Origin of the sequence: Fictibacillus sp. 18YEL24 (assembly GCF_015903855.1) — a bacterium.
GTDB classification, from domain to species: Bacteria; Bacillota; Bacilli; order Bacillales; family Fictibacillaceae; genus Fictibacillus; species Fictibacillus phosphorivorans_C.
Map to the genome: position 1 here is coordinate 45361 of NZ_JACZDT010000003.1, position 20740 is coordinate 66100.

At 41.2% G+C, this 20740-nt stretch carries 16 protein-coding genes; 13 read left to right on the forward strand and 3 right to left on the reverse strand.

Going from position 1 to position 20740, the window contains the following annotated elements; genetic code table 11:
- Positions 1–188 precede the first annotated feature (188 nt).
- Positions 189–896 carry a phosphatase PAP2 family protein gene (locus tag HU823_RS10610; protein ID WP_197222041.1) on the forward strand — a complete coding sequence of 236 codons (708 nt, stop codon included), beginning with the start codon at positions 189–191 and terminating at the stop codon, positions 894–896.
- On the opposite strand, the gene HU823_RS10615 is transcribed toward HU823_RS10610, so the two are convergent.
- Positions 874–1788 (reverse strand): diacylglycerol/lipid kinase family protein, encoded by a 915-nt coding sequence (locus HU823_RS10615; protein ID WP_144702852.1) that lies wholly within the window; start codon positions 1786–1788, stop codon positions 874–876. The two genes, HU823_RS10610 and HU823_RS10615, sit on opposite strands and share 23 nt — an antisense overlap.
- Positions 1785–2276 carry an antibiotic biosynthesis monooxygenase family protein gene (locus tag HU823_RS10620; RefSeq protein WP_197222042.1) on the reverse strand — a complete coding sequence of 164 codons (492 nt, stop codon included), beginning with the start codon at positions 2274–2276 and terminating at the stop codon, positions 1785–1787. The genes HU823_RS10615 and HU823_RS10620 overlap by 4 nt, the downstream gene beginning before the upstream one ends.
- Before the next feature lie 156 nt (positions 2277–2432).
- Between HU823_RS10620 and HU823_RS10625 the strand changes: the two genes are divergently transcribed.
- From HU823_RS10625 to HU823_RS10665, 9 genes are all read left to right on the forward strand, one after another.
- Positions 2433–4661 carry a transglycosylase domain-containing protein gene (locus HU823_RS10625; protein WP_197222043.1) on the forward strand — a complete coding sequence of 743 codons (2229 nt, stop codon included), beginning with the start codon at positions 2433–2435 and terminating at the stop codon, positions 4659–4661.
- Between the two features lie 443 nt (positions 4662–5104).
- Positions 5105–6133: a uroporphyrinogen decarboxylase gene (gene hemE, locus HU823_RS10630; protein ID WP_197222353.1), complete on the forward strand. Its 1029-nt coding sequence runs from the start codon at positions 5105–5107 to the stop codon at positions 6131–6133.
- A 6-nt stretch (positions 6134–6139) separates the two neighbouring features.
- Positions 6140–7081 carry a ferrochelatase gene (gene hemH, locus HU823_RS10635; protein WP_197222044.1) on the forward strand — a complete coding sequence of 314 codons (942 nt, stop codon included), beginning with the start codon at positions 6140–6142 and terminating at the stop codon, positions 7079–7081.
- 5 nt (positions 7082–7086) lie between these two features.
- Entirely contained in the window at positions 7087–8493 is a 1407-nt protein-coding gene (gene hemY / locus HU823_RS10640; protein WP_197222045.1) for a protoporphyrinogen oxidase, read from the forward strand.
- Between the two features lie 151 nt (positions 8494–8644).
- Positions 8645–9922, forward strand: a complete 1278-nt coding sequence (locus HU823_RS10645) for an ATP-binding protein (protein ID WP_144702845.1) — start codon at positions 8645–8647, stop codon at positions 9920–9922.
- Positions 9919–10491, forward strand: coding sequence for a TetR/AcrR family transcriptional regulator (locus HU823_RS10650; RefSeq protein WP_144702842.1), 573 nt, complete (start codon positions 9919–9921; stop codon positions 10489–10491). The genes HU823_RS10645 and HU823_RS10650 overlap by 4 nt, the downstream gene beginning before the upstream one ends.
- Before the next feature lie 154 nt (positions 10492–10645).
- Complete coding sequence (locus HU823_RS22285) at positions 10646–12784, forward strand: YhgE/Pip family protein (protein ID WP_370630060.1); 2139 nt, start codon at positions 10646–10648, stop codon at positions 12782–12784.
- A 206-nt stretch (positions 12785–12990) separates the two neighbouring features.
- On the forward strand, positions 12991–14145 hold the full coding sequence (locus HU823_RS10660) for an ABC transporter ATP-binding protein (RefSeq protein WP_144702839.1): 1155 nt from the start codon (positions 12991–12993) through the stop codon (positions 14143–14145).
- Positions 14129–15691, forward strand: coding sequence for a glycine betaine ABC transporter substrate-binding protein (locus tag HU823_RS10665; protein ID WP_370630061.1), 1563 nt, complete (start codon positions 14129–14131; stop codon positions 15689–15691). The genes HU823_RS10660 and HU823_RS10665 overlap by 17 nt, the downstream gene beginning before the upstream one ends.
- Before the next feature lie 259 nt (positions 15692–15950).
- Here the strand turns inward: HU823_RS10665 and HU823_RS10670 are convergent, their stop codons facing one another.
- Complete coding sequence (locus tag HU823_RS10670) at positions 15951–16673, reverse strand: amino acid ABC transporter ATP-binding protein (RefSeq protein WP_197222046.1); 723 nt, start codon at positions 16671–16673, stop codon at positions 15951–15953.
- A gap of 210 nt (positions 16674–16883) precedes the next feature.
- Between HU823_RS10670 and HU823_RS10675 the strand changes: the two genes are divergently transcribed.
- The 3 genes from HU823_RS10675 to HU823_RS10685 all read left to right on the forward strand — a co-directional run bounded on the left by HU823_RS10675 (position 16884) and on the right by HU823_RS10685 (position 20727).
- Positions 16884–17870 (forward strand): LacI family DNA-binding transcriptional regulator, encoded by a 987-nt coding sequence (locus tag HU823_RS10675; protein WP_197222047.1) that lies wholly within the window; start codon positions 16884–16886, stop codon positions 17868–17870.
- Positions 17871–17924: 54 nt separating this feature from the next.
- Positions 17925–19232 carry an ABC transporter substrate-binding protein gene (locus HU823_RS10680; RefSeq protein WP_197222048.1) on the forward strand — a complete coding sequence of 436 codons (1308 nt, stop codon included), beginning with the start codon at positions 17925–17927 and terminating at the stop codon, positions 19230–19232.
- A gap of 166 nt (positions 19233–19398) precedes the next feature.
- Positions 19399–20727: an ABC transporter permease subunit gene (locus HU823_RS10685; RefSeq protein WP_197222355.1), complete on the forward strand. Its 1329-nt coding sequence runs from the start codon at positions 19399–19401 to the stop codon at positions 20725–20727.
- Positions 20728–20740: the final 13 nt, after the last annotated feature.

A 20740-nucleotide genomic window follows, 5' to 3' on the forward strand; every position in this document is an offset into this window, starting at 1 on the left:
GTTTACAAACGACTACAAAAAAACGACAATGTTTTAAAGTGGTTTATACAAAGAAAAAAGAGTGAAAACTTAGATTTAATAAGAGCTCATCTGTGTGAACTAATTTATAGAGAAGTGATTTAGAAACTTTTTATCAACAAGTAAGCTCGAAAATAAAATGAAAAAGAAATGATGTTGAGGAGAATTTTATGTTACGAGAACTAGCCAATAAACTACCTTTTCCAATCCTCCCACTTATTTATGTGATAAGTGGATTAGGTCTCTCGTTCTTATCGTTAAATATCTTTTTTGAGCTCTCAGAAGATTTGATGGAGAATGAGGTATTTGAGTTCGATCAAGTGATCATTCAATATGTAACGGATATCAGAAATGACACGCTAACGGAAGTAATGAAAGTGATAACCTTTTTTGGGTCAAAAGATATTCTAACACTGTTGTTAGTAGGAAGTCTGATCTGGCTGATCGCAAAACGCAAGAACTATTGGGGTGCTATTTTCTATTTGATTGCAGTTGCAGGCGGAGGTCTTTTAAACCTTGGGTTGAAACATTGGTTTGGAAGAATACGACCTGAAGATAGTTTAATCGTAGAACAAGGTTTCAGTTATCCAAGTGGACATGCCATGGGCAGTCTTATCTATTATGGTTTTCTTGGTTACTTGGTCGTCAGAAGCAGAAGAGGAAAACCGCTTAAGATCATTCTCACGATTGCATTTATATCTACGATTCTTCTTATTGGTTTTAGCCGTGTTTATTTAGGCGTTCATTATCCATCTGACATAGCAGCTGGATTTAGTGCTGGAACGGTTTGGTTACTGCTTTGTATAGCTGGACGTGAATCGATCAGAGCTTATCAAAAAAGGAAGCTTCCTTTTTTTAGAAGGAAGCATCCCCAGTAAGTGTGAGTAGTTGATTTTGCAAACATTTAATAACGGCAGGTGTACGATGCTGACGCTCTCCATCACAGTCAATAAGCTGTTGGGGAGCTGTTTTTATGCTGATCTCTGAACTTTGAAAATAATGGTACCCTTGTCCTTCTTTTGAAGTATCGGATAATCGATTCAGAAGAACGTCCCATATAAACGATGTGGAAGGTTCTTCGATAAGCAAGCAATCGAGCTTTCCGTCTTGTATATCTGTATCAGGAAAAAATGGCCGTATCCCGCCGGTAAAAGGACCGTTTACAGCAAGAAACATGGCAGCCTGTCCATCAAATTGAAACTCTTCGGATGAAATAGATATCTCAAATGGCTCCCAAGTTTGAAAGGATTTTGCCGCTGATAAGTAATAGGAAAGGCGACCAAACTTCTCTTTCGTATCGGGGTCAATTGACTCTGAAACATGTGTGATCAATCCAACACCCCAGAAGTTTGTAAAGAAATGTCCGTTAAACTCTCCAACGTCAATATGGCTAAAATTCTTTTCACTGAGTTGTAATGCGGCTTTGATTGGATTTTGATTCATGCCTAACGCTCTTGAAAAGTCATTGCACGTTCCACCTGGTAAGATTCCGAAAGCTGGTTGATTTTCTTCAATCGACAATACCGCTTCTGCAATTTCATGTACCGTACCATCACCGCCAGCGGCAATAATCAAATCGGTCTTACCTTCCAGCTCTTTAACAAAGGAAGCTCCTTCCCCAGGAGCGGTCGTCTTATAAACTTGAACGTCTTCAAAGCCAACTTTTAGCTGCTCTAGCACGGCATCCCACTGATTCAGTAATCTGCCTTGGCCGGCAGAAGGATTTAATATGACAGATGCACTTTTTATTGTTGATGGATTTCTAGTCATTTTGCAACCATGTATTCTTTTACAAATGATTTTCCAGTAAAAAGTGTTTCTGGAAGTGCTTTTGATGTGCCTCTATTCTTATGAGCTTCCTCATAAGCTTTGGATTGTTGCCAATTCGTAAAGTCAGTATGTGAATCCCAAAGTGTCATTACGATATAAGGATCTTGGTGAAGAGGTCGTAGTATTCTAATGCCAGTAAAGCCTGGTTCGCTTTCAACCAGCCCGGCACGATTTTGGAAACGTTCTTCAAAAAGAGACCTTCCTTCTTCAGATACCGGGATGTGGTTCATAACAACAAAACCAGCACCAGTTAAGGATCCTCTTTGGTTTATCACTTCATACTCATGTTTTTCTGTAAATGGGTTCGCTCCATCTGTTTCAATTACGAGAGCAGAATTAGAGTCTCCTTCTAGTAGGAGAGCTCCATCGTATTTTTCCTGATATGTTGCTAAATAGTCTAAAGTCCCATAAGTAATATATATGTTCATAGGAATCCCTGCCCTTTTTATTGATTTACCTTTGTTTTACCCAACCGCTCAGCACATTAAACAGTGTAAGAAGTTGGTTACTTGTAATATACTTTCCAACTAAGGGAAAATTATATAAAATGTACTTTTCGACCTAGAATGAAATGAGGGTTGGTTATGGTAAAGAGAAGTCTTATCGTACTCGGAATTTTAACGGGTTCACTTATAATAGGTTTTTTTGCCTATCTCTTCATTATCTTGGCGGGAGATTATGTGATCGATGAAAAAGATCTTGTAATGGATTCAGCTACTGTCCTTGTGGCCGAGAACGGAGATAAAATTACGAAGATCTATGATGAAAATCGAGAGATCGTCGACATTGAGGACATCCCAAAACATGTGCAGGAAGCATTTGTTGCAGTTGAAGACAGCCGTTTCTATAAACACAATGGAATTGATGTAAAAGCGATCTCGCGTGCTATCTATAAAGATATTCTAGCTGGTGGAAAAGTCGAAGGCGGTAGTACGATTACTCAGCAGCTAGCAAAGAATGTTTTTTTGTCTCATGAGAAATCATGGCTAAGAAAAACAAAAGAAGCTGTAATTGCGATCAATCTGGAAAGAAGATACCCGAAAGATAAAATTTTGGAGATGTATTTGAACCAAATCTATTTCGGCCATGGCGCATACGGTATCCAACTCGCTGCAAAAACGTATTTTAATAAGGATGCCAGCGAATTAACTGTAGCAGAGGGTGCGATGCTTGCCGGACTTCCGAAAGCACCAAACTATTATTCGCCATTAAAGAATCCTAAGGAAGCGAAAGAGCGGCGTGATCTCGTTCTGACACTCATGGAGAAACAAGATTATCTGACACCTTCTGAAACCGTCAGAGCGCAAGGAAAAACGATTGCTTTAGATTTTCAGCAAGAAAAACGAAATCCGGCTTATACAACCTATATTGATATGGTTATAAAAGAAGCAAAAGAAAAGTATCAACTTTCAAGAGAAGAGCTGCGACAAGGTGGTTATAAAATTGTCGTTCCAATGGATCTTGCTGCACAAGATTCTGTGTATAAGAGCTTTCAAGACGGTCGTTATTTTATAGGGACGGGTCAGGAAAAACCCGAAGGCGCTATGGTGCTGATGGATGGAAAAACGGGTGGTCTGCTCGCTGTTCAAGGTGGACGAAATTATGTGACAGAGGGACTTAATCGCGTACAGGTGAATCGTCAGCCAGGTTCGACTTTTAAGCCTTTATCCGTGTATGGTCCTGCCCTTGAGTCTGAAAAATACAAACCCTATTCGATGCTGCGTGACGAAGAATTAAGCTACGACGGTTATGAACCTAAGAATTATAACGGCAGATACGATGGTGAAGTTTCCATGGTGGATGCCATTTCTCACTCTGTAAATTCTTCGGCAGTATGGCTGTTGAACAAGAACGGAATACCTGATTCTAAAAGTTATCTTGAACAGCTTGGCATGCCGATTGAGGATAAAGGACTCGGAATTGCACTCGGCGGCATCGATCAAGGTGTAACCCCGTTGCAAATGGTAAAAGGATACCGCAGTTTCCTTCATGAGGGTAAAACGATCGAGCCTTTCGTGATCAGCAAGATCTATAACAATGAAGGAGAACTGATCGGCAAAGCAAAAAAGGAAGAAAAGAAAGTTTGGAAAAAACAGAATGCATGGTACATGACGCGTATGCTTCAGCAAGTCGTGAAGAACGGAACTGGATCTGATGGAAAAGAGAACATGGAGATTGCCGGGAAGACGGGTACAACGAATTATCCGAACGTAGATAAAGGAAACAAAGACACATGGTTTGTCGGATATACGCCAGAAATAGTCGGTGCAGTTTGGGTTGGTTATGATCGAACGACCAAGGAAGCGTACCTTAATAGCGGTAGTTCTCTACCTACTCTCTTATTTAAACAAGTGATTAACGAGATGCCGTCTCAACAAGGACTATCGTTCAAAAAACCTGACGGGGTAAAAGACTTGCCACCGCCAATCGAGCTTATTGATCTAAACGATCTGCGTGCTTCATTTGGTATGGGGGACTATGGAATTCCTTCCGTTCAACTGAATTGGACTCCGTCAAAAGACGAGCGCCTGCAATACAAGGTTTACGCGGTAAATGAAGGAGAAACGACTCTACTAGATACGATAAAAGGCAAAGGGGAGTATAGTGCTTCTGGCAAGAATCTCTTCACGCTGCCAGACTTTTATGTTGTTCCGTATAATCCTCTTACAAAACAAGAAGGAGAGCCGTCGAATGTGGTGTCCATCTCTCTTTTCCCGAGTTTTGGTGAGGAAGATAAAAAAGAAGTAAGAGATAAGATTCGTAAAGATCGTGAAAATGAGAAGAAAAAGAAAAAGAAGAAAAATGAGGAATGAGTGGTAGTGGAAGATGGCCAAGGAGGCCGTCTTCCTTTTTGATGAGAGTTTGGAAGTTGGAAGTAGAGCGAGGGAGTCGAACTGTGTCGGAAAGCCTATATTTTTCATTTTAGACTTAATTGTGGCGTGTTACCGCTTAATGGTTGCTCATTTCGACTTAATTGATGCCACTTTTGACTTAATCGATGCGCTCGAAGACGAAATCCATCATTTACTTATCTCATAGGGTTTAAGCAACATGCGCCTGTAAAGGCTTTCAACACCCAAAGAACATCCATTTTGCCAAAATCATGACAATTAAGCTTATCTTCTATACTTTTATTATGAATTCCCTTACAATGTGTATGGATATTGACGTTAAAGGTTTTAAGTTTCAGCAGCTAGGAGATAACAATAGTGCTGCAGCTTTTGGTCTTGTATAGAAAGGTGTGTACGTTTTGACTATGAATGAAGAGTTTTTGAAAGCGTGTCGTAAGGAGAAGAATTCACATATTCCTGTATGGTACATGAGACAGGCGGGCCGTTCCCAGCCGGAGTACCGTAAACTGAAAGAGAAGTATTCACTATTTGAAATCACACATAGACCAGAGATGTGCGCTGGCGTTACGAAACTCCCTGTAGATCAACATGGAGTGGATGCTGCGATTCTTTATAAAGACATTATGTCTCCAGTTCCAGCGATTGGAGTAGACGTAGAGATTAAATCGGGAATCGGACCAGTGATCGATAAGCCTGTACGAACGCGCGAAGATGTAGAGCGCTTAGGGACGATTAATCCTGAGAAAGACGTACCGTATGTTTTGGATACGATTAAAATTTTAAGACAGCAGTTAGAAGTGCCGCTTATCACGTTTGCTGGTGCTCCATTCACCCTTGCGAGCTATATGGTTGAAGGTGGGCCATCTCGTGATTATCATAAAACTAAGCAGCTGATGTACTCTGATCCTGAAAGCTGGTTCATGCTGATGGACAAGCTAGGCGATATGACGATCGCTTATGCAAAAGCACAGATTGCAGCTGGCGCTCAAGCGTTTCAGATTTTTGATTCATGGGTCGGCGCGTTAAATGCAGCTGATTACAGAAAATACATTCTGCCTGTTATGTACAAGATCTTCTCATCACTACGAGAAGAAAATATTCCTTTGATTCTTTACGGAACAGGTGCAAGACACTTAATCATGGAATGGAACGAGCTTCCGATCGATGTAATCGGACTTGATTGGAGATTGTCCCCAAGAGAAGCTCGTCAGATGGGTGTTACGAAGGCTCTTCAAGGAAACTTAGATCCTTCCATTCTATTGGCGCCATGGGAAGTAATCGAAGCACGTACGAAAGAAATTTTGGATGAAGGTATGGAAGAACCAGGCTTTATCTTCAATGTCGGAAAAGGTATTTTCCCTGAAGTAAACATTGCAACATTAAAGCAGTTGACCACCTTTGTTCATGAATATACGTCTAAAAAACTAGGGTGATAAAAAGTGAGTAACAAGAAAACAGGTCTATTAATCATGGCGTACGGAACGCCAAGAAGTCTTGATGAAGTAGAAAGCTATTACACACATATAAGACGAGGACGTAAGCCTTCTCCTGAACAGCTGCAAGAACTTACAGAACGCTACGAACAGATCGGTGGAATCTCGCCACTTGCTAAGATTACAGAAGAGCAAGCGCAAAAAATTGAAGCAGAGATGAATGAGCGTTATCCCGATCGTGAGTTTAAAAGCTATCTTGGTTTGAAGCATATCGATCCTTTCATTGAAGATGCTGTGCAGCAGATGAAGGAAGATGGAATTGAAGAAGCAGTAACGCTTGTTCTTGCTCCTCATTATTCAACGTTCAGCGTTAAATCATACAACGGACGTGCTGTGGAAGAGTCTGCAAAAATCGGTGGACCATCCTTTACGACGATCGACAGCTGGTATGATGAGCCGAAGTATGTACAATTTTGGGCGGACGGCATTAAACAAACGTTTAACTCTATTCCAGAGAACGAACACGACAAAACCGTTGTAATCTTCTCCGCACACAGTCTGCCAGAAAAGATTCTACAAATGGGAGATCCTTATCCGACGCAGCTTCAGGAAACAGCTGATTTGATCGCAAAAGAGGCAAATGTCCCTCATTACACGATTGGATGGCAGAGCGCTGGTAATACACCTGAACCGTGGATCGGACCAGACGTTCAAGATTTAACGCGTGATCTCTATAACGAGCATGGCTACAAGCATTTTATCTATTGTCCGGTTGGTTTTGTTGCCGATCATCTAGAAGTTTTATATGACAATGACTATGAGTGTAAAGTAGTCACAGATGAGTTGGGCGTGAATTATTATCGTCCTGAGATGCCTAACGCAAAGCCGGAATTTATAGACTGTTTGGCAACGGTCATTGAAAACGCACTAGCAAAAGAAAGAATGTGAAAGAAATGAACGAGCGAAAGCACGTTATTATATTGGGCGGCGGCATAACAGGTTTAGCCGCTGCCTTTTATGTTCAGAAATATGGTAAGGAAACGGGCAAGCCGATAACCTTCACAGTGATCGAAGCAAGCAACCGTCTTGGCGGCAAGATTGATACGATTAAAGAAGACGGTTTTGTGCTAGAGCGTGGCCCTGATTCCTATCTTGCCAGAAAATCAGTAATGACAGAACTTATTAAAGATGTTGGTCTAGGCGACGATTTAGTTTCTAATGAAACGGGTCAGGCTTATATTTTGCATAATATGAGGCTTCACCCTATTCCTGAAGGAGCTGTGATGGGAATCCCGACAAAAGTGATGCCGTTTGCGACAACACCTCTTTTCTCTGTAACGGGAAAGGCAAGAGCAGGGTTAGACCTTATTCTTCCTAAACGAAAAGATGCGCAACAAGATATTTCTGTCGGTCATTTTTTTAGAAGACGTCTTGGTGATGAAGTAGTTGATCGGCTGATCGAACCTTTGTTATCAGGCATATATGCCGGAAGGATCGATCGGCTTAGCCTGCAATCTACGTTTCCACAGTTTGTAGAAACGGAAAAGAAATATCGAAGTTTAATCTTAGGCATGAAAAAGACGCAGCCTAAACAAGATAAGACACCGATCACGAAGAAGAAAAAAGGTGCTTTCTTAACACTCAAAGGCGGGCTGTCCTCTTTCATTGAAACTCTTTCGAAAGCAGTGCCAGAAGAGAGTATAAAGACAGGGGTTTCCGTTAAAGCTGTCGAGCGGTCTGAAGACGGAACATATTCTGTGGTGATGGAAGATGGTTCGGTTATGAAAGGTGATCATGTAATTGTCACAACACCTTATCATGTTACGAAAAAACTTCTTGGTGAATCTCTGTTTCCTGCTGGTTTTCACGACACGAAGCCAACTTCAGTAGCAACTGTTGCGATGAGTTTTAATGAAGAAGACGTGAACTTTAGTCTTGATGGAACAGGTTTTGTTATTGCTAAAAGTGAAAAAACATCCATCACCGCTTGTACATGGACGAGCAGAAAATGGCCGCATACGACTCCGAAAGGAAAAGTGGTTCTTCGTTGTTATGTAGGACGAGCAGAAGACCAGAATATCGTTCAACAACCAGATGAAGTTATTTTGGAAAAAGTATTAGATGATTTGAAGAAAATTATGGGTGTTGATTCTCGTCCAGAATTCTATCATGTTTCTCGTATGATTGATTCGATGCCGCAATATGAAGTCGGACATAAAGATTATGTCAAAAAGCTCAGAACTGTGTTTCAACATGAGCTGCCTGGCATAAGATTAGCAGGAGCTCCATATGATGGTGTAGGATTGCCAGATTGTGTGAATTCAGCGAAAATGGCTGTGGATTCTTTGTTCCGTTCGTAATGAATGAGACATGAAATCACTCAAACTTATATAAAAAATAATAAATATGTTAAGAATTAAACGGCAAATGGATATGTTTGTCGTTTTTTATATTTTCTTGTAGAATGTTTCTGCTATACTGTAGGGAGAAAAAAGGAAGGGGGAAGCTGTTGTGCAAGCATTTATCGAGCCGTTATTTGTAAATATTGCAATCATATTTTCGTTTACTCATCTATTGAACATGTTCTTCCCCCTTCATCCCGGTGTCATTCCGAGTTATAAGAACCAAGTTGTCTTTGGTCTGATCAGTGGTGCGGGTGCACTAGTCTGTATGCTGTTTCCTATTGAAACGCTGAAGGATTCTTTTTTTGATCTTCGAAATGTTCCAATCATGATTGTCACATTGTATGTAGGCTGGCTACCGGGAGCGATCTGTTCGATAATTGTTGCGATCGCTAGGTTAGCCGTAGGTGGAGAATTAGCGTGGCTGGGTATCGTCTTAATCTCACTAGCATATGTGGTATGTCTGATCTATCATGGATTCTTTGATGAAGATAAACGCAGATGGGTTTCTGCTATCTATATTGCTTTGGTCTATACACTTTTTTATATGTTGTTCATTCATACATATCTTGATTTTCTGACAATCGATTTTTATCTCGTCTATTTCTCGAGCTTCTTGATCGCATTCTTTTCTTGTATATTCTTAATCGAGAGACTCGTTAAGATCAACATGCAGTTAAAGGAAACCGTTTACTTAGATAAACTGGCAGTTGCAGGACAGATGGCAGCGGCAATCGCGCATGAAGTGAGAAACCCGATGACGACTATTCGTGGAATGATTCAGTTTCTCGGCAGCACGACTACAGATGCAAAATTGAGGGAGCATTCCCCACTCTTAATTGAAGAACTAGATCGAACGAACAAAATCATCACAGACTATTTGTCTATGGTTAAGCCTGATGTTCCTAAGCTTGAGACCGTTTCACTAGAAAAAGTATTAAGAGATGTTATCGCGCTTACTGCCCCTTATGGAGCGATTAATAATGTGGAGGTTACCGCAAGTCCATTAGGATCTTACAATGTGTGCATTGATGAACCAAAACTTAAGCAAGGTTTAATAAATATTATCAAAAACGGAATAGAAGCGATTGAAGAGGGAGGTACGATCCATCTGTATCGCTATAAAGTTACAAAAAGAAGTATTACAATCGCGATTGAAGACAATGGTAAAGGTATGACAGAAGAGGAGCTAGAACAGATCGGGCTACCTTTTTATACAACAAAAGCAAAAGGCACGGGTCTAGGTATGATGGTAACCTATAAACTGATTCAAGATATGGACGGCAAACTTCGGTATGAGAGCGTGCTTCATGAAGGTACAAGAGTCCTTTTAACCTTGCAGTTATGTACGAAACGAAATATTGTTAATGGTGAGGAGGTGGGATGATGGACCGCAGAAAAAGTATTCTAGACGCAGCAGAGCGCTCTTTTTCTATGTTTGGCTATAAGGCGAGTACAGTAGATCAAATCGCTAAGATCGCAAACGTTGGAAAAGGAACGATCTATACTTTTTTCGCAAACAAAGAAGAATTATTTTCTGAGATTATCACAAACTTAGTAACAGAGACAAAATTAGCGGCATCTTCTGCAATAAAAGAAGATCGGCCGTTTTACGAGAACTTGCATAATGCACTGTATGAAGTTGTAGAACTTCGTAAAACGCATAAGTTAGCTGTTAAACTTTCTCAAGAAGTGAAAGAGCTAAATACTTCGCCTGTAACTGAGGCTTTGCAGAGAATCGAAAAAGCGGTATTAAGTTTTGTTCAAAAAGAGCTGGATAAAGCGGTAGAAAAAGGCGAGATTAAAGAATGTCACACAGATATTGTGGCGTTTATGATGGTAAAGGTATATATCGCTCTTATTTTTGATTGGGAACGTGATCACGAAGCTCTTCAGAAAGAAAAGATGCTTGAGGTTTTGGAGATGTTTGTAATGGATGGTTTAAGGAAACCATAGTATTGCAGAAGCAAGAAAAACGTGTTACATTAAGTTGTGACCAAATTTCTATTTCGGTCATTTTCGAAAAAGCGGACTGTAAGAGTCTCTTTTTTTACCGTTAAATGACCAAATGACTAAAACAGTCATTCAGTATTAGGAGGAGTGAACAACTGTGCTAAAAAGTATCGGAGCTCAATTTAAAGCAGTTTTTTCTAACAGAAAAATTGCAGTACCGGTCCTAGCAGTTCTATTTATACCTGTGTTATACAGCGGAATGTTTCTATGGGCGTTCTGGGATCCGTATGACAAGATGGAAGATCTGCCAGTGGCCGTAGTCAATCAAGATGAAGGTTATGAATATAACGGTGAGAACTTAACCGTGGGAGATGAGTTTGTAAAAAAACTCAAAGAAAATCCACAGTTTGAGTGGGAATTTGTTAGTGAAGCAAAAGCAAAGCAAGGCTTGGAACATAACGATTATTATATGATGATCGAGATTCCGGAGAACTTTTCTGAAGAGGCAACTGCTCTATCAGGAAACTCAAACAAAAAGCCTGAGATCATTTATACACCGAACGCTGGCTTTAACTTTCTAGCTGCACAAATTGGCGGAACAGCCGTAGATAAAATGAAAGAAAGTTTGTCTAACGAACTTACAAAAACTTACGCTGAAGTGATGTTCGATCAAGTCGAGCAATTGGCTGGCGGGTTAGAGAAAGCAGCAGATGGGTCAAATCAAGTTACAGATGGATTAAAAAAAGCAGCTTCTGGCAGTGGTGAGCTAGCTTCTGGAATGGAAGCAAAAACACCACAGATCAACGAACTAAAAGATGGAGCAGTCCTGTTTAATTCAAAAATGACTGAGTTCGATAATGGAATTGATAAATTACTTGCTGCTCATAAACAACTAGCAGACGGACAAGGTCAATTAAGTAATGGAGCACAAGCTCTAAAAGGTGGACTGAGCCAAGCGACAGCTGGTTCAGAAAAAATTAAGAACGGCAGCTTAGCTCTTCAAGGCGGGGCATCTAAATTATCGACAGGTGCAAGTACGCTTGCAGGCTCTGTAAACGAATGGAACGCTGGTGCACAAAAGGCAACCGCAGGTTCAAAACAATTAGAACAACAAATCAATGCACTGATTCAAAACCAAGGAAACATGTCAGATGAGCAGATGGCAGCATCTTTAAAACAGCTTGCAGCAGCTAGTAATGGCATAAATAACGGATTGGATAGTTTAACTGCAGCAACAGGTAAGATCGCTGGCGGAGCGAATGAACTTTCTGCCGGAGCTAAAAAGCTTAGTGATTCACAAACAGCTTTAGCAAATGGAGCAGAAGAACTTCATAACGGTCAGCTTAAACTTGTTGGCGGAGTCGATCAGCTCGCGAGCGGTCAGGCAAAAGTAAACGAAGGTACGCAAACGTTCCAATCTAAATTGGGCGAAGCGGCTAATGGCAGTCAGCAACTGTTAGGGGCGAGTAACAAGTTAGCAGATGGAACTTCCACTGTTGCAACAGGCTGGCAAGAAGTTACGGGCCATGTGAAGGAAATTCATAATGGAGAACAAAAGTTGCTTGATGGTAGCGGAAAACTTACCTCTTCATTAAGTGATGCAGCTGACAAAACTGGTGAGCTTGATCCAGACAGTGACATGTTCGAGCGAATTGCTAACCCTGTTTCTGTTAAAACAAAAACCTTTTCTGATGTACCGAACTACGGAACAGGCTTTGCTCCTTACTTCTTATCATTAGGTCTTTTCGTAGGAGCATTATTGATGTCGATCGTATTCCCATTACGTGATAAAGCCGGACACCCGCGTTCAGGATTCAGCTGGTTTGCTGGTAAGTTCACGTTCTTGGCTGTTGTCGGTGTAATTCAAGCACTGATTGCGGATGCGGTATTGATATATGGTCTAGGCATCGAAGTGAGTAACTTAGGAGCATTCCTTGGACTAAGTATCATCACGAGTCTGACTTTCTTAGCACTTATTCAATTACTTGTTACAGTGCTTGGAGATCCAGGACGTTTCGTAGCGATTATCATCTTAATCCTACAACTTACAACGAGTGCGGGAACATTCCCGTTAGAACTTATTCCGAACGGCCTGCAAGGATTCAATGCTTGGCTTCCTATGACATATTCCGTTTCAGGATTTAAAGCGGTAATCTCAAGCGGAGATATGGAAAGCTTTAGCTTTAATCTATGGATTCTAGTAGGTTTCATGGCGATCTGTATGATCGGTACATGGGCTTACTTTGCCAGTCAGTTTAGAAAAAAGAATAGCGAAGACGAAGGTTCAATAGCATAACTAGAAAGCACCTGAGGGGACAACATCCTTTCAGGTGTTTTTTATAGTTTTGTAAAGGGAAAAGCCGGTCTATCTGCAGCAATTGCAACAATGTAAACAAAAAACTTTTAGAAAAGAAGTTTTCAAGCAAGCAAGCAAGGGAAACATAAGTTATGGACATTCTAATGGATGCAGCTTATTTTAAGTAAAAAAGGAGAGAACCGAACTTGATAACTTTCAAAAACGTGGGGAAAACGTACCCTGACGGTTTTGAGGCCTTGAAGAATATTGACTTTCAAATTAAAGAAGGGGAGTTAGTAGCATTAATCGGGCCGAGTGGTTGTGGTAAGACAACGACCATGAGAATGATAAACCGTTTGATCGAGCCATCAAAAGGAACGATCCTCATTGATGGAGAAGATATTGCAAACCGAAACCCCGTTGAGCTGAGAAGGAATATTGGATATGTTATTCAACAAATTGGTCTATTGCCTCATATGACGATAGAAGACAACATTTCACTCGTACCTCGTTTAAAAGGGTGGGAAAAAGAGAAGTATGATGGCAAAGTTGATGAATTGCTAGATTTAGTTGGATTAGATCCTAAAACATTCAGAACGCGATATCCTTCTGAGCTAAGCGGTGGTCAACAGCAGCGTATTGGTGTTATTCGGGCTCTTGCTGCAGAACCTCCTATCATCTTAATGGATGAACCATTCTCTGCACTTGATCCCATCAGCCGTGAACAGCTGCAAGATGAACTCGTTAAATTGCAAGATACCATTAAGAAAACAATTGTATTCGTTACCCATGATATGGATGAAGCCATTAAGATCGCTGACAAGATCGCGATTTTGAATAAGGGAGAAATCGTTCAGTTCGATACACCAGAACGAATTCTGCGTCATCCAGCAAACGATTTTGTTAAAGGGTTTATTGGTGAGAACCGATTGTCTGCTGATGAATCGTCCATGCCAGAAGCGGTAGATCTTATGAGACCAAATCCAGTTACGGCAAAAGTAACGAGAGGACTTGCCGAATCATTAAAAATGATGAAGAGATATGGAGTAGACAGTCTCTTGATCACAGATCAGCAAAACAAGCTTCTAGGAATCACTACACTTGATAAAATCGAACAGCATTATCCTGAAGAAGACAAGACCATCGGTGATCTGATGGAAAAAGAGATCATTACGGTCGATGTTTCCTCAACGTACACGGAGGTTGCAGAAATCTTCGCAACCCATGGTGTTCATATGATCCCTGTGCTCGATAACGGAAAATTAGTTGGATTGATCACACGTGCATCCATGATGCGCGGTTTAGCTGGGTTAAATATTTCCGCACAAAAACCTGTTGAAGGGGGTGCGGGTATTGAATAACTTTTTGATCACGATGAAAGATACGTTTGTGAACAGATGGCCTGAAATTCTTACAGGACTTCAGCAGCATTTATTTTTATCTCTTGTATCGATTTTGATCGCAGCAGTGATTGCGGTTCCTCTAGGAATCTTTATCTCAAGAAGAAAAACGGTTGCTGAACCTGTTATTGGGGTTACAGCCATTTTCCAAACGATACCGAGTTTGGCTTTATTCGGATTCTTACTGCCTGTATTCGGAATCGGAAGTACAACAGCAATCATCGCACTTACTGTTTATGCACTTTTGCCTATCCTACGCAACACATACACAGGAATTACAGGGGTAGATAAATCGGCTGTTGAAGCAGGTAAAGGTATGGGTATGACAAATACTCAAATCTTACGAATGATCGAACTGCCGTTAGCTCTGCCGATCATCATGGCTGGTCTGCGTACTGCTACGGTATTAACGATTGGTGTAGCTACACTTGCGGCATTTATTGGAGCAGGTGGATTAGGTGATCTTATCTATCGTGGATTATCTACTACTCGTAATGAGCTTGTTTTAGCAGGTGCGATTCCCGCTGCATTACTTGCCATCGTATTTGATTTTATTCTGCGACGCATTGAGTTAGCTACTGAACCTAAAGCATCAAAGAAACGTGGTTCATGGAAACTGCCTGTCCTTATTGGGTTACCGATCGCTGCACTCGTTCTTTTCTTTGCACTGCGTGGTGGCGGTGAAGAGGATGCGATTGTAATCACAGGTAAGAAGTGGACAGAGCAATACATCCTCCCTTATGTGATTTCTGAGTATGTCAAAGACAAAACGGATTATCCTGTAGTCGTTAAAGAAGCGATTGGTGAGACGCCTATTCTTACGGAAGCGATCAAGAAAGGCGATATCGATCTTTATGTTGAATACACAGGAACAGGCTATCTAACCATTTTAAAAGAAAAATATGATCCGAGTATGAAGCCTGAAGAAATTTATGATGCAGTAAAAGAAGGCTATGCGAAAGACTATAATCTGAAGTGGACAAAGCCACTCGGTTTTGAAAACACATATGCGCTAGCGTTAAATCCTGATACGGCGAAACAAGTTAATGTGAAGTCGATTTCAGAACTAGCACCGAAGTCGAACCAGCTTACTTTCGGTGGTCCGACAGAGTTCTTTGAACGTGAGGACGGCTATACGCCATTTGTGGATACGTACAAACTTAACTTTAAGGATAAGAAGAGTCTCGATCCGAACTTGATGTACTCTGCTGTAAAAGAAGGTAAGGTGGACGCGATTCCAGCTTATACAACAGATGGAAGAATCGTTCGTTTTAATTTAAAGACGCTGGAAGATGATAAGAAATTCTTCCCACCTTATTATGCAGTACCTGTTGTTAGGGAAGATACGTTGAAGGAGTATCCCAAGCTTGAAGGTGTTCTCAATGAGCTTGAAGGGAAGATCTCAGAAGAAGATATGGCAGAAATGAATGCGAAAGTGGACCTTGATAAAGAAGATCCGCGTGAAGTAGCTCAAGAATTTCTGAAAAGCAAAGGATTGATCAAATAAGATAGAAAAATGGACTCCTTCGGGGGTCCATTTTTTGTTATGTAGGGTGGTTTGAGAGGGGGGCAGCAGGTTCAATTAAGTCTTAAAGTTAACTAATTAAGTCGAAACAGCATCCAATTAAGTCGTAACTGCAACCAATTAAGCTGAAAACCAGACCAATTAAGTCTAAAATTAAAAATAAAGGCCATTCGACAATCACGCATCCCGTAAAAAGCAAAAAAAAGCCGGTTCCCCAAAAATAAGGAACCGACTACCATCACTATAAAACCTTACTCAAAAACGACTTCGTGCGTTCATGCTGTGTGTTGCCAAACAATTCAGATGGTACGTTCTCTTCCACGATATAACCGCCATCCATGAAGATCACGCGGTCACCAACTTCTCGTGCAAAGCCCATCTCGTGCGTTACGACAACCATTGTCATTCCTTCACGGGCAAGGTCTTTCATTACCTCCAGTACCTCACCGACCATCTCTGGATCAAGTGCAGAGGTAGGTTCATCAAAGAGCATGATCTTCGGGTCCATCGCGAGTGCGCGGGCGATGGCAACACGCTGCTTCTGACCACCGCTAAGCTGTGAAGGATAGGCGTTTGATTTATCTTGCAGTCCCACTTTTGCGAGCAGCTTCAACGCTTTGTCACGAGCTTCCTCTTTATTGGCGCTTTTCACTTTAAGAGGAGCAAGTGTTACGTTTTCTAAGACGGTTTTGTGAGGGAAGAGGTTAAACTGCTGAAAAACCATACCTACATCTTCCCTAATTTTATTAATATTCGTTTTTGGATCTGTGATATCCGTTCCGTTCACGATCACTTGCCCACCTGTTATATCTTCAAGTTTATTGATACAGCGGAGAAATGTACTTTTGCCTGAGCCAGAAGGGCCAATCACACAAACAACTTCTTGTGCTTTTATTTCTGCATTGATATCCTTCAATACCTCAAGATCACCAAAGGACTTTTTTAAATTTTTTACTTTAATCATGGTCCGGCTCCTTTCACGTTAAAAACAAAATCGTGTATGTATTTTATCATAAGTTCGTTTGAATCGTTGTATTTCCTGCTTCCGATGAAATCTTTAATTACAAAACTTTCTGAAAAAAAGGATTGACCTGTGAATATTTCGTGAACTATACTCTGATTATGAAAACGATTTCATGAATTCGATTCCACAATTGTTTAAGAGGAGAATCTGATGGCAACCATTCAAGATGTGGCGAAGAAAGCAGGATTATCCCGCACAACTGTCTCTAGGGTGATCAATGAACATCCGTATGTGACAGAAGAGAAAAAACGTCTCGTAACACAGGCGATGCAAGAACTGAATTATGTGCCCAATTCATCAGCAAGACGATTGAGGCGACAGCAGACAGAAACGATCGCTGTCTATGTGCCTCGGATCACGAATCCATTTTTCAGTCATCTAGTTGAAGTGATGGAGAAGGAAGCCGCGAGAAAAGGCTATCAGCTGATTTTGTGCCAGACCCGTTATAAGAAAGAGCAAGAGCGGAATTTTTTAGAGCTTTTAAAAACAAAGCAAGTAGATGGTCTGATCTTAACATCCATAGAAAACGATTGGAGTGAGTTTGAACCATACTTATCGTTCGGCCCCATCGTTGTTTGTAACGAATACTCAGACACTGCTCAAGTACCTTCCGTCTACTTAAACCAGATAGAAGGAAGCTATCTAGGAACGAAGCACTTGATCGATCAAGGCTATACAAAGATCGGGTATTGCACTGGCAACCACAAAAGCTCCAGAGTTTCTAAAGACAGAAAGATCGGATTCTTACAAGCGCTAGATGAAGCAGGAATCATGATGAAGGAAGAATGGTTCTTTTACAACGCTTATAGTGTGCAAGACGGCTTTGCTGCATTTAAAAAATTGAGTGAGCTGGATGATAAGCCGCAAGCGGTTTTTACCGGTAGTGATGAAGTGGCAGCAGGTATCGCAAAAGCGGCGTTTGACGCTGGCTGGAAAGTACCAGAGGATCTTGCTATCATCGGCTTTGATAATCAGCCTCTGGCAGCATTAATGGATCTGACGACGGTCGAACAGCCGATCGACACTATTGCTAAGCAAGCCATGAATTTGATGGTAGAAGCTATTCAGGCAAAGAAACCTTTAAGTCGAAAAGAAGTAATCCTGCCATTTCAGTTGATCAAACGATCCTCAACGTAACTTTATGTGGTGAAATGTAATCGTTTACAAAACAGGAGATTAGGGGGAAACACAATGAAGAAGCTTAAGAAAATCTCAAAAGTGATTTCTACTTCACTAGCGTTGTCACTTGTACTTGCAGCTTGTTCGGACAAAGAAGAAGGAAGCAGCAACAGTAACAATTCCGGCGGTGATAAAGACGAAAAAGTAACGATCGTCTATGCACGTGGTAAGGATGATACACAAGGTACAACAGCAATGGTGGAAGCTTTTGAAAAGAAATACCCTAACATTGATGTGAAATTTAAAGAGATGCCTGCTGATACGGGCAAACAGCATGACGCTTATGTGACAGCGTTCAACGCTAACTCAGATGAGATCGACGTTATCGATCTAGACGTAATCTGGCCGGCAGAATTTGCACAAGCAGGATTCTTGATGCCTTTAGACCGTTTTATGGAAAAAGATGGTATTAACCCAGATGATTATAACCAAGGTGCGATCACGGCATCTAAATTTAAAGGAAAGCAATGGGCTCTTCCTAAGTTTATTGATGCAGGAATGCTTTTCTATCGCACAGACTTAGTTGATGCAGGTTCTGTTCCAAAGACGTGGGATGAGCTTTTAGCGAAAGCGAAGGAAACGAAGGGGCAAGGTGGAACACAGTTTGGTTACTTAATGCAAGCGAAGCAATACGAAGGTCTTGTATGTAACGCGGTTGAATTTATCGCATCATACGGTGGTCAGATCATCGACGAAAATGGTGATGTTAAAGTTGACTCTCCAGAAGCGATCAAAGGAATTGCTAAGCTTGTAGAAGTCGCAAACTCTGATGTTGTTCCGCAAAACGTTACAACGTTTGCCGAGCCAGAGTCACATACAGCATTCATCAACGGACAAGCAGGTCTGATTCGTAACTGGCCATATCAATTCGCATTAGCAAATGATGAGAAGCAATCTAAGATCGCAGGTAAAGTTGGAGTAGCTCCACTTCCAGCAGGTGATGCAGGTTCTGCAGCAGCACTTGGCGGCTGGATGGCTGGTATCAACAAAAACACGAAACACCCTGAAGAAGCTTGGAAATTCTTAAGCTTTATGGCTGGTAAAGAAGGACAAAAGATCGACGCGATCAAAGGTGGACACGCGCCAACGATTCTTTCTCTTTATGAAGACCAAGAAATTTTAGATGCAAACCCATACTTTAAAGAAGAAGGTTTTGTAAACGCACTTGAAGCAGCAGTATCTCGCCCGGTAGCACCGAACTACCCTGAGATCTCTGACATCATTCAAGTACAAGTTTCTCAAGCTGTAGCGAAAAAGATCACACCAGAACAAGCAGCTAAAAACATGCAAAAAGAAATCTCTGCAAAACTAGTAAAGTAAGAAACGTAAATGGATAAGGGGTATGCCTTTCTCTTAGAGAGGCTCCCCTTACTTTTATAATTGGTATCGATTCCACACACAAAGAGTGAAATGGATGGACGTAACAGCGCCCGTCCGTCGATTGCATTCGAATAGTAAGGAGCTGACATGTTTGAAACCTGATTTAATGCCTAACAACCAAAAGCCGATAGCAGTAAAAACTAAACAAAAGGCGAAGAAAAAGCGTTCTGACCGTTCGCTAGGCTACATGCTGATCGCCCCGTCGATGATCTTGATCTTAATCATTGCCATTTGGCCAGTATTTCAATCTTTCTATTACAGCATGTTTGATCTACGACTGAACAATCCTGCAAAATCTGAAGCGTATGTGTCGTATAAAGTGAATCTGCAAACCTATCTAGATAACTATCCTTTCTTGATCAGTTCACTAGAAGATGAATTAGATGAAGCAACAGGAAAAACAAAATCAGAGCTTGAAGCGATTAAAACAAATCTTGAAAAAGTGGATTCAGAATTAAAAGCTGATGGAGAATTGAGTAGCAAGTATGACGAAATAGATGAGAAGCTAACCGTGATGGAGCCAATCAGTGAAGAGCTCGCTGTTTCTGATTTGGACAAAGAGGTAGCGCTCGATCTAGAGAAAGCTGTAACAGATGCTTCCGAACAACTTAGAGAGTTAAAGAGTGAACTGAAAAACCCGGAAGACGTGATCGGACTTTCATCATCATTAAAGGATTCAGTCATCACACCAAACTTTATCGGATTGAAGCACTATAAAGAAAATCTAACAGATAGCCGCATGTGGAAGGCGATTCAGAATACGACCGTCTTTACGGTAATCTCTGTTTTTGCAGAGCTCGTCATCGGACTCGCGATCGCATTGCTTATCAACAAAGCTTTCTTTGGTAGAGGACTCGTCAGAGCAACCATCCTCATTCCATGGGCGATCCCAACTGCTGTTTCAGCATTCATGTGGAAGTATCTATATGATGGTCAAAATGGAATCGTAGCCAAAGCTTTTGCAGAAATCGGATTGTTTGATCAGATGACGGATATGCTCACAACAAGCACGGGCGCTATGTTTGCCGTCATTTTCGCAGACGTATGGAAAACGACGCCGTATATGGCACTCTTGTTATTAGCGGGGCTTCAAACGATTCCGAGTTCATTGTATGAAGCAGCAGCAATCGACGGAGCAAACAAGTGGAAACAGTTCTTAAAGATCACACTGCCTCTATTAAAGTCTAGCATCCTCGTTGCCTTGTTGTTCCGTACACTAGATGCGTTCCGTGTGTTCGACTTAATCTATGTACTCACAGGTGGAGGTCCAGCAAACTCTACGGAAACGATATCGATCCTTGCTTACAAAGTCATGTTTGCACAGACTAATTTCGGTGAAGGTTCGGCGCTGTCGGTTATTGTCTTTGTCTGTGTAGCGATTATCTCGATGATCTATATCAAGTTCCTTGGACGAGACCTTTTAAATGATAGATAAAAACGGTACAGAT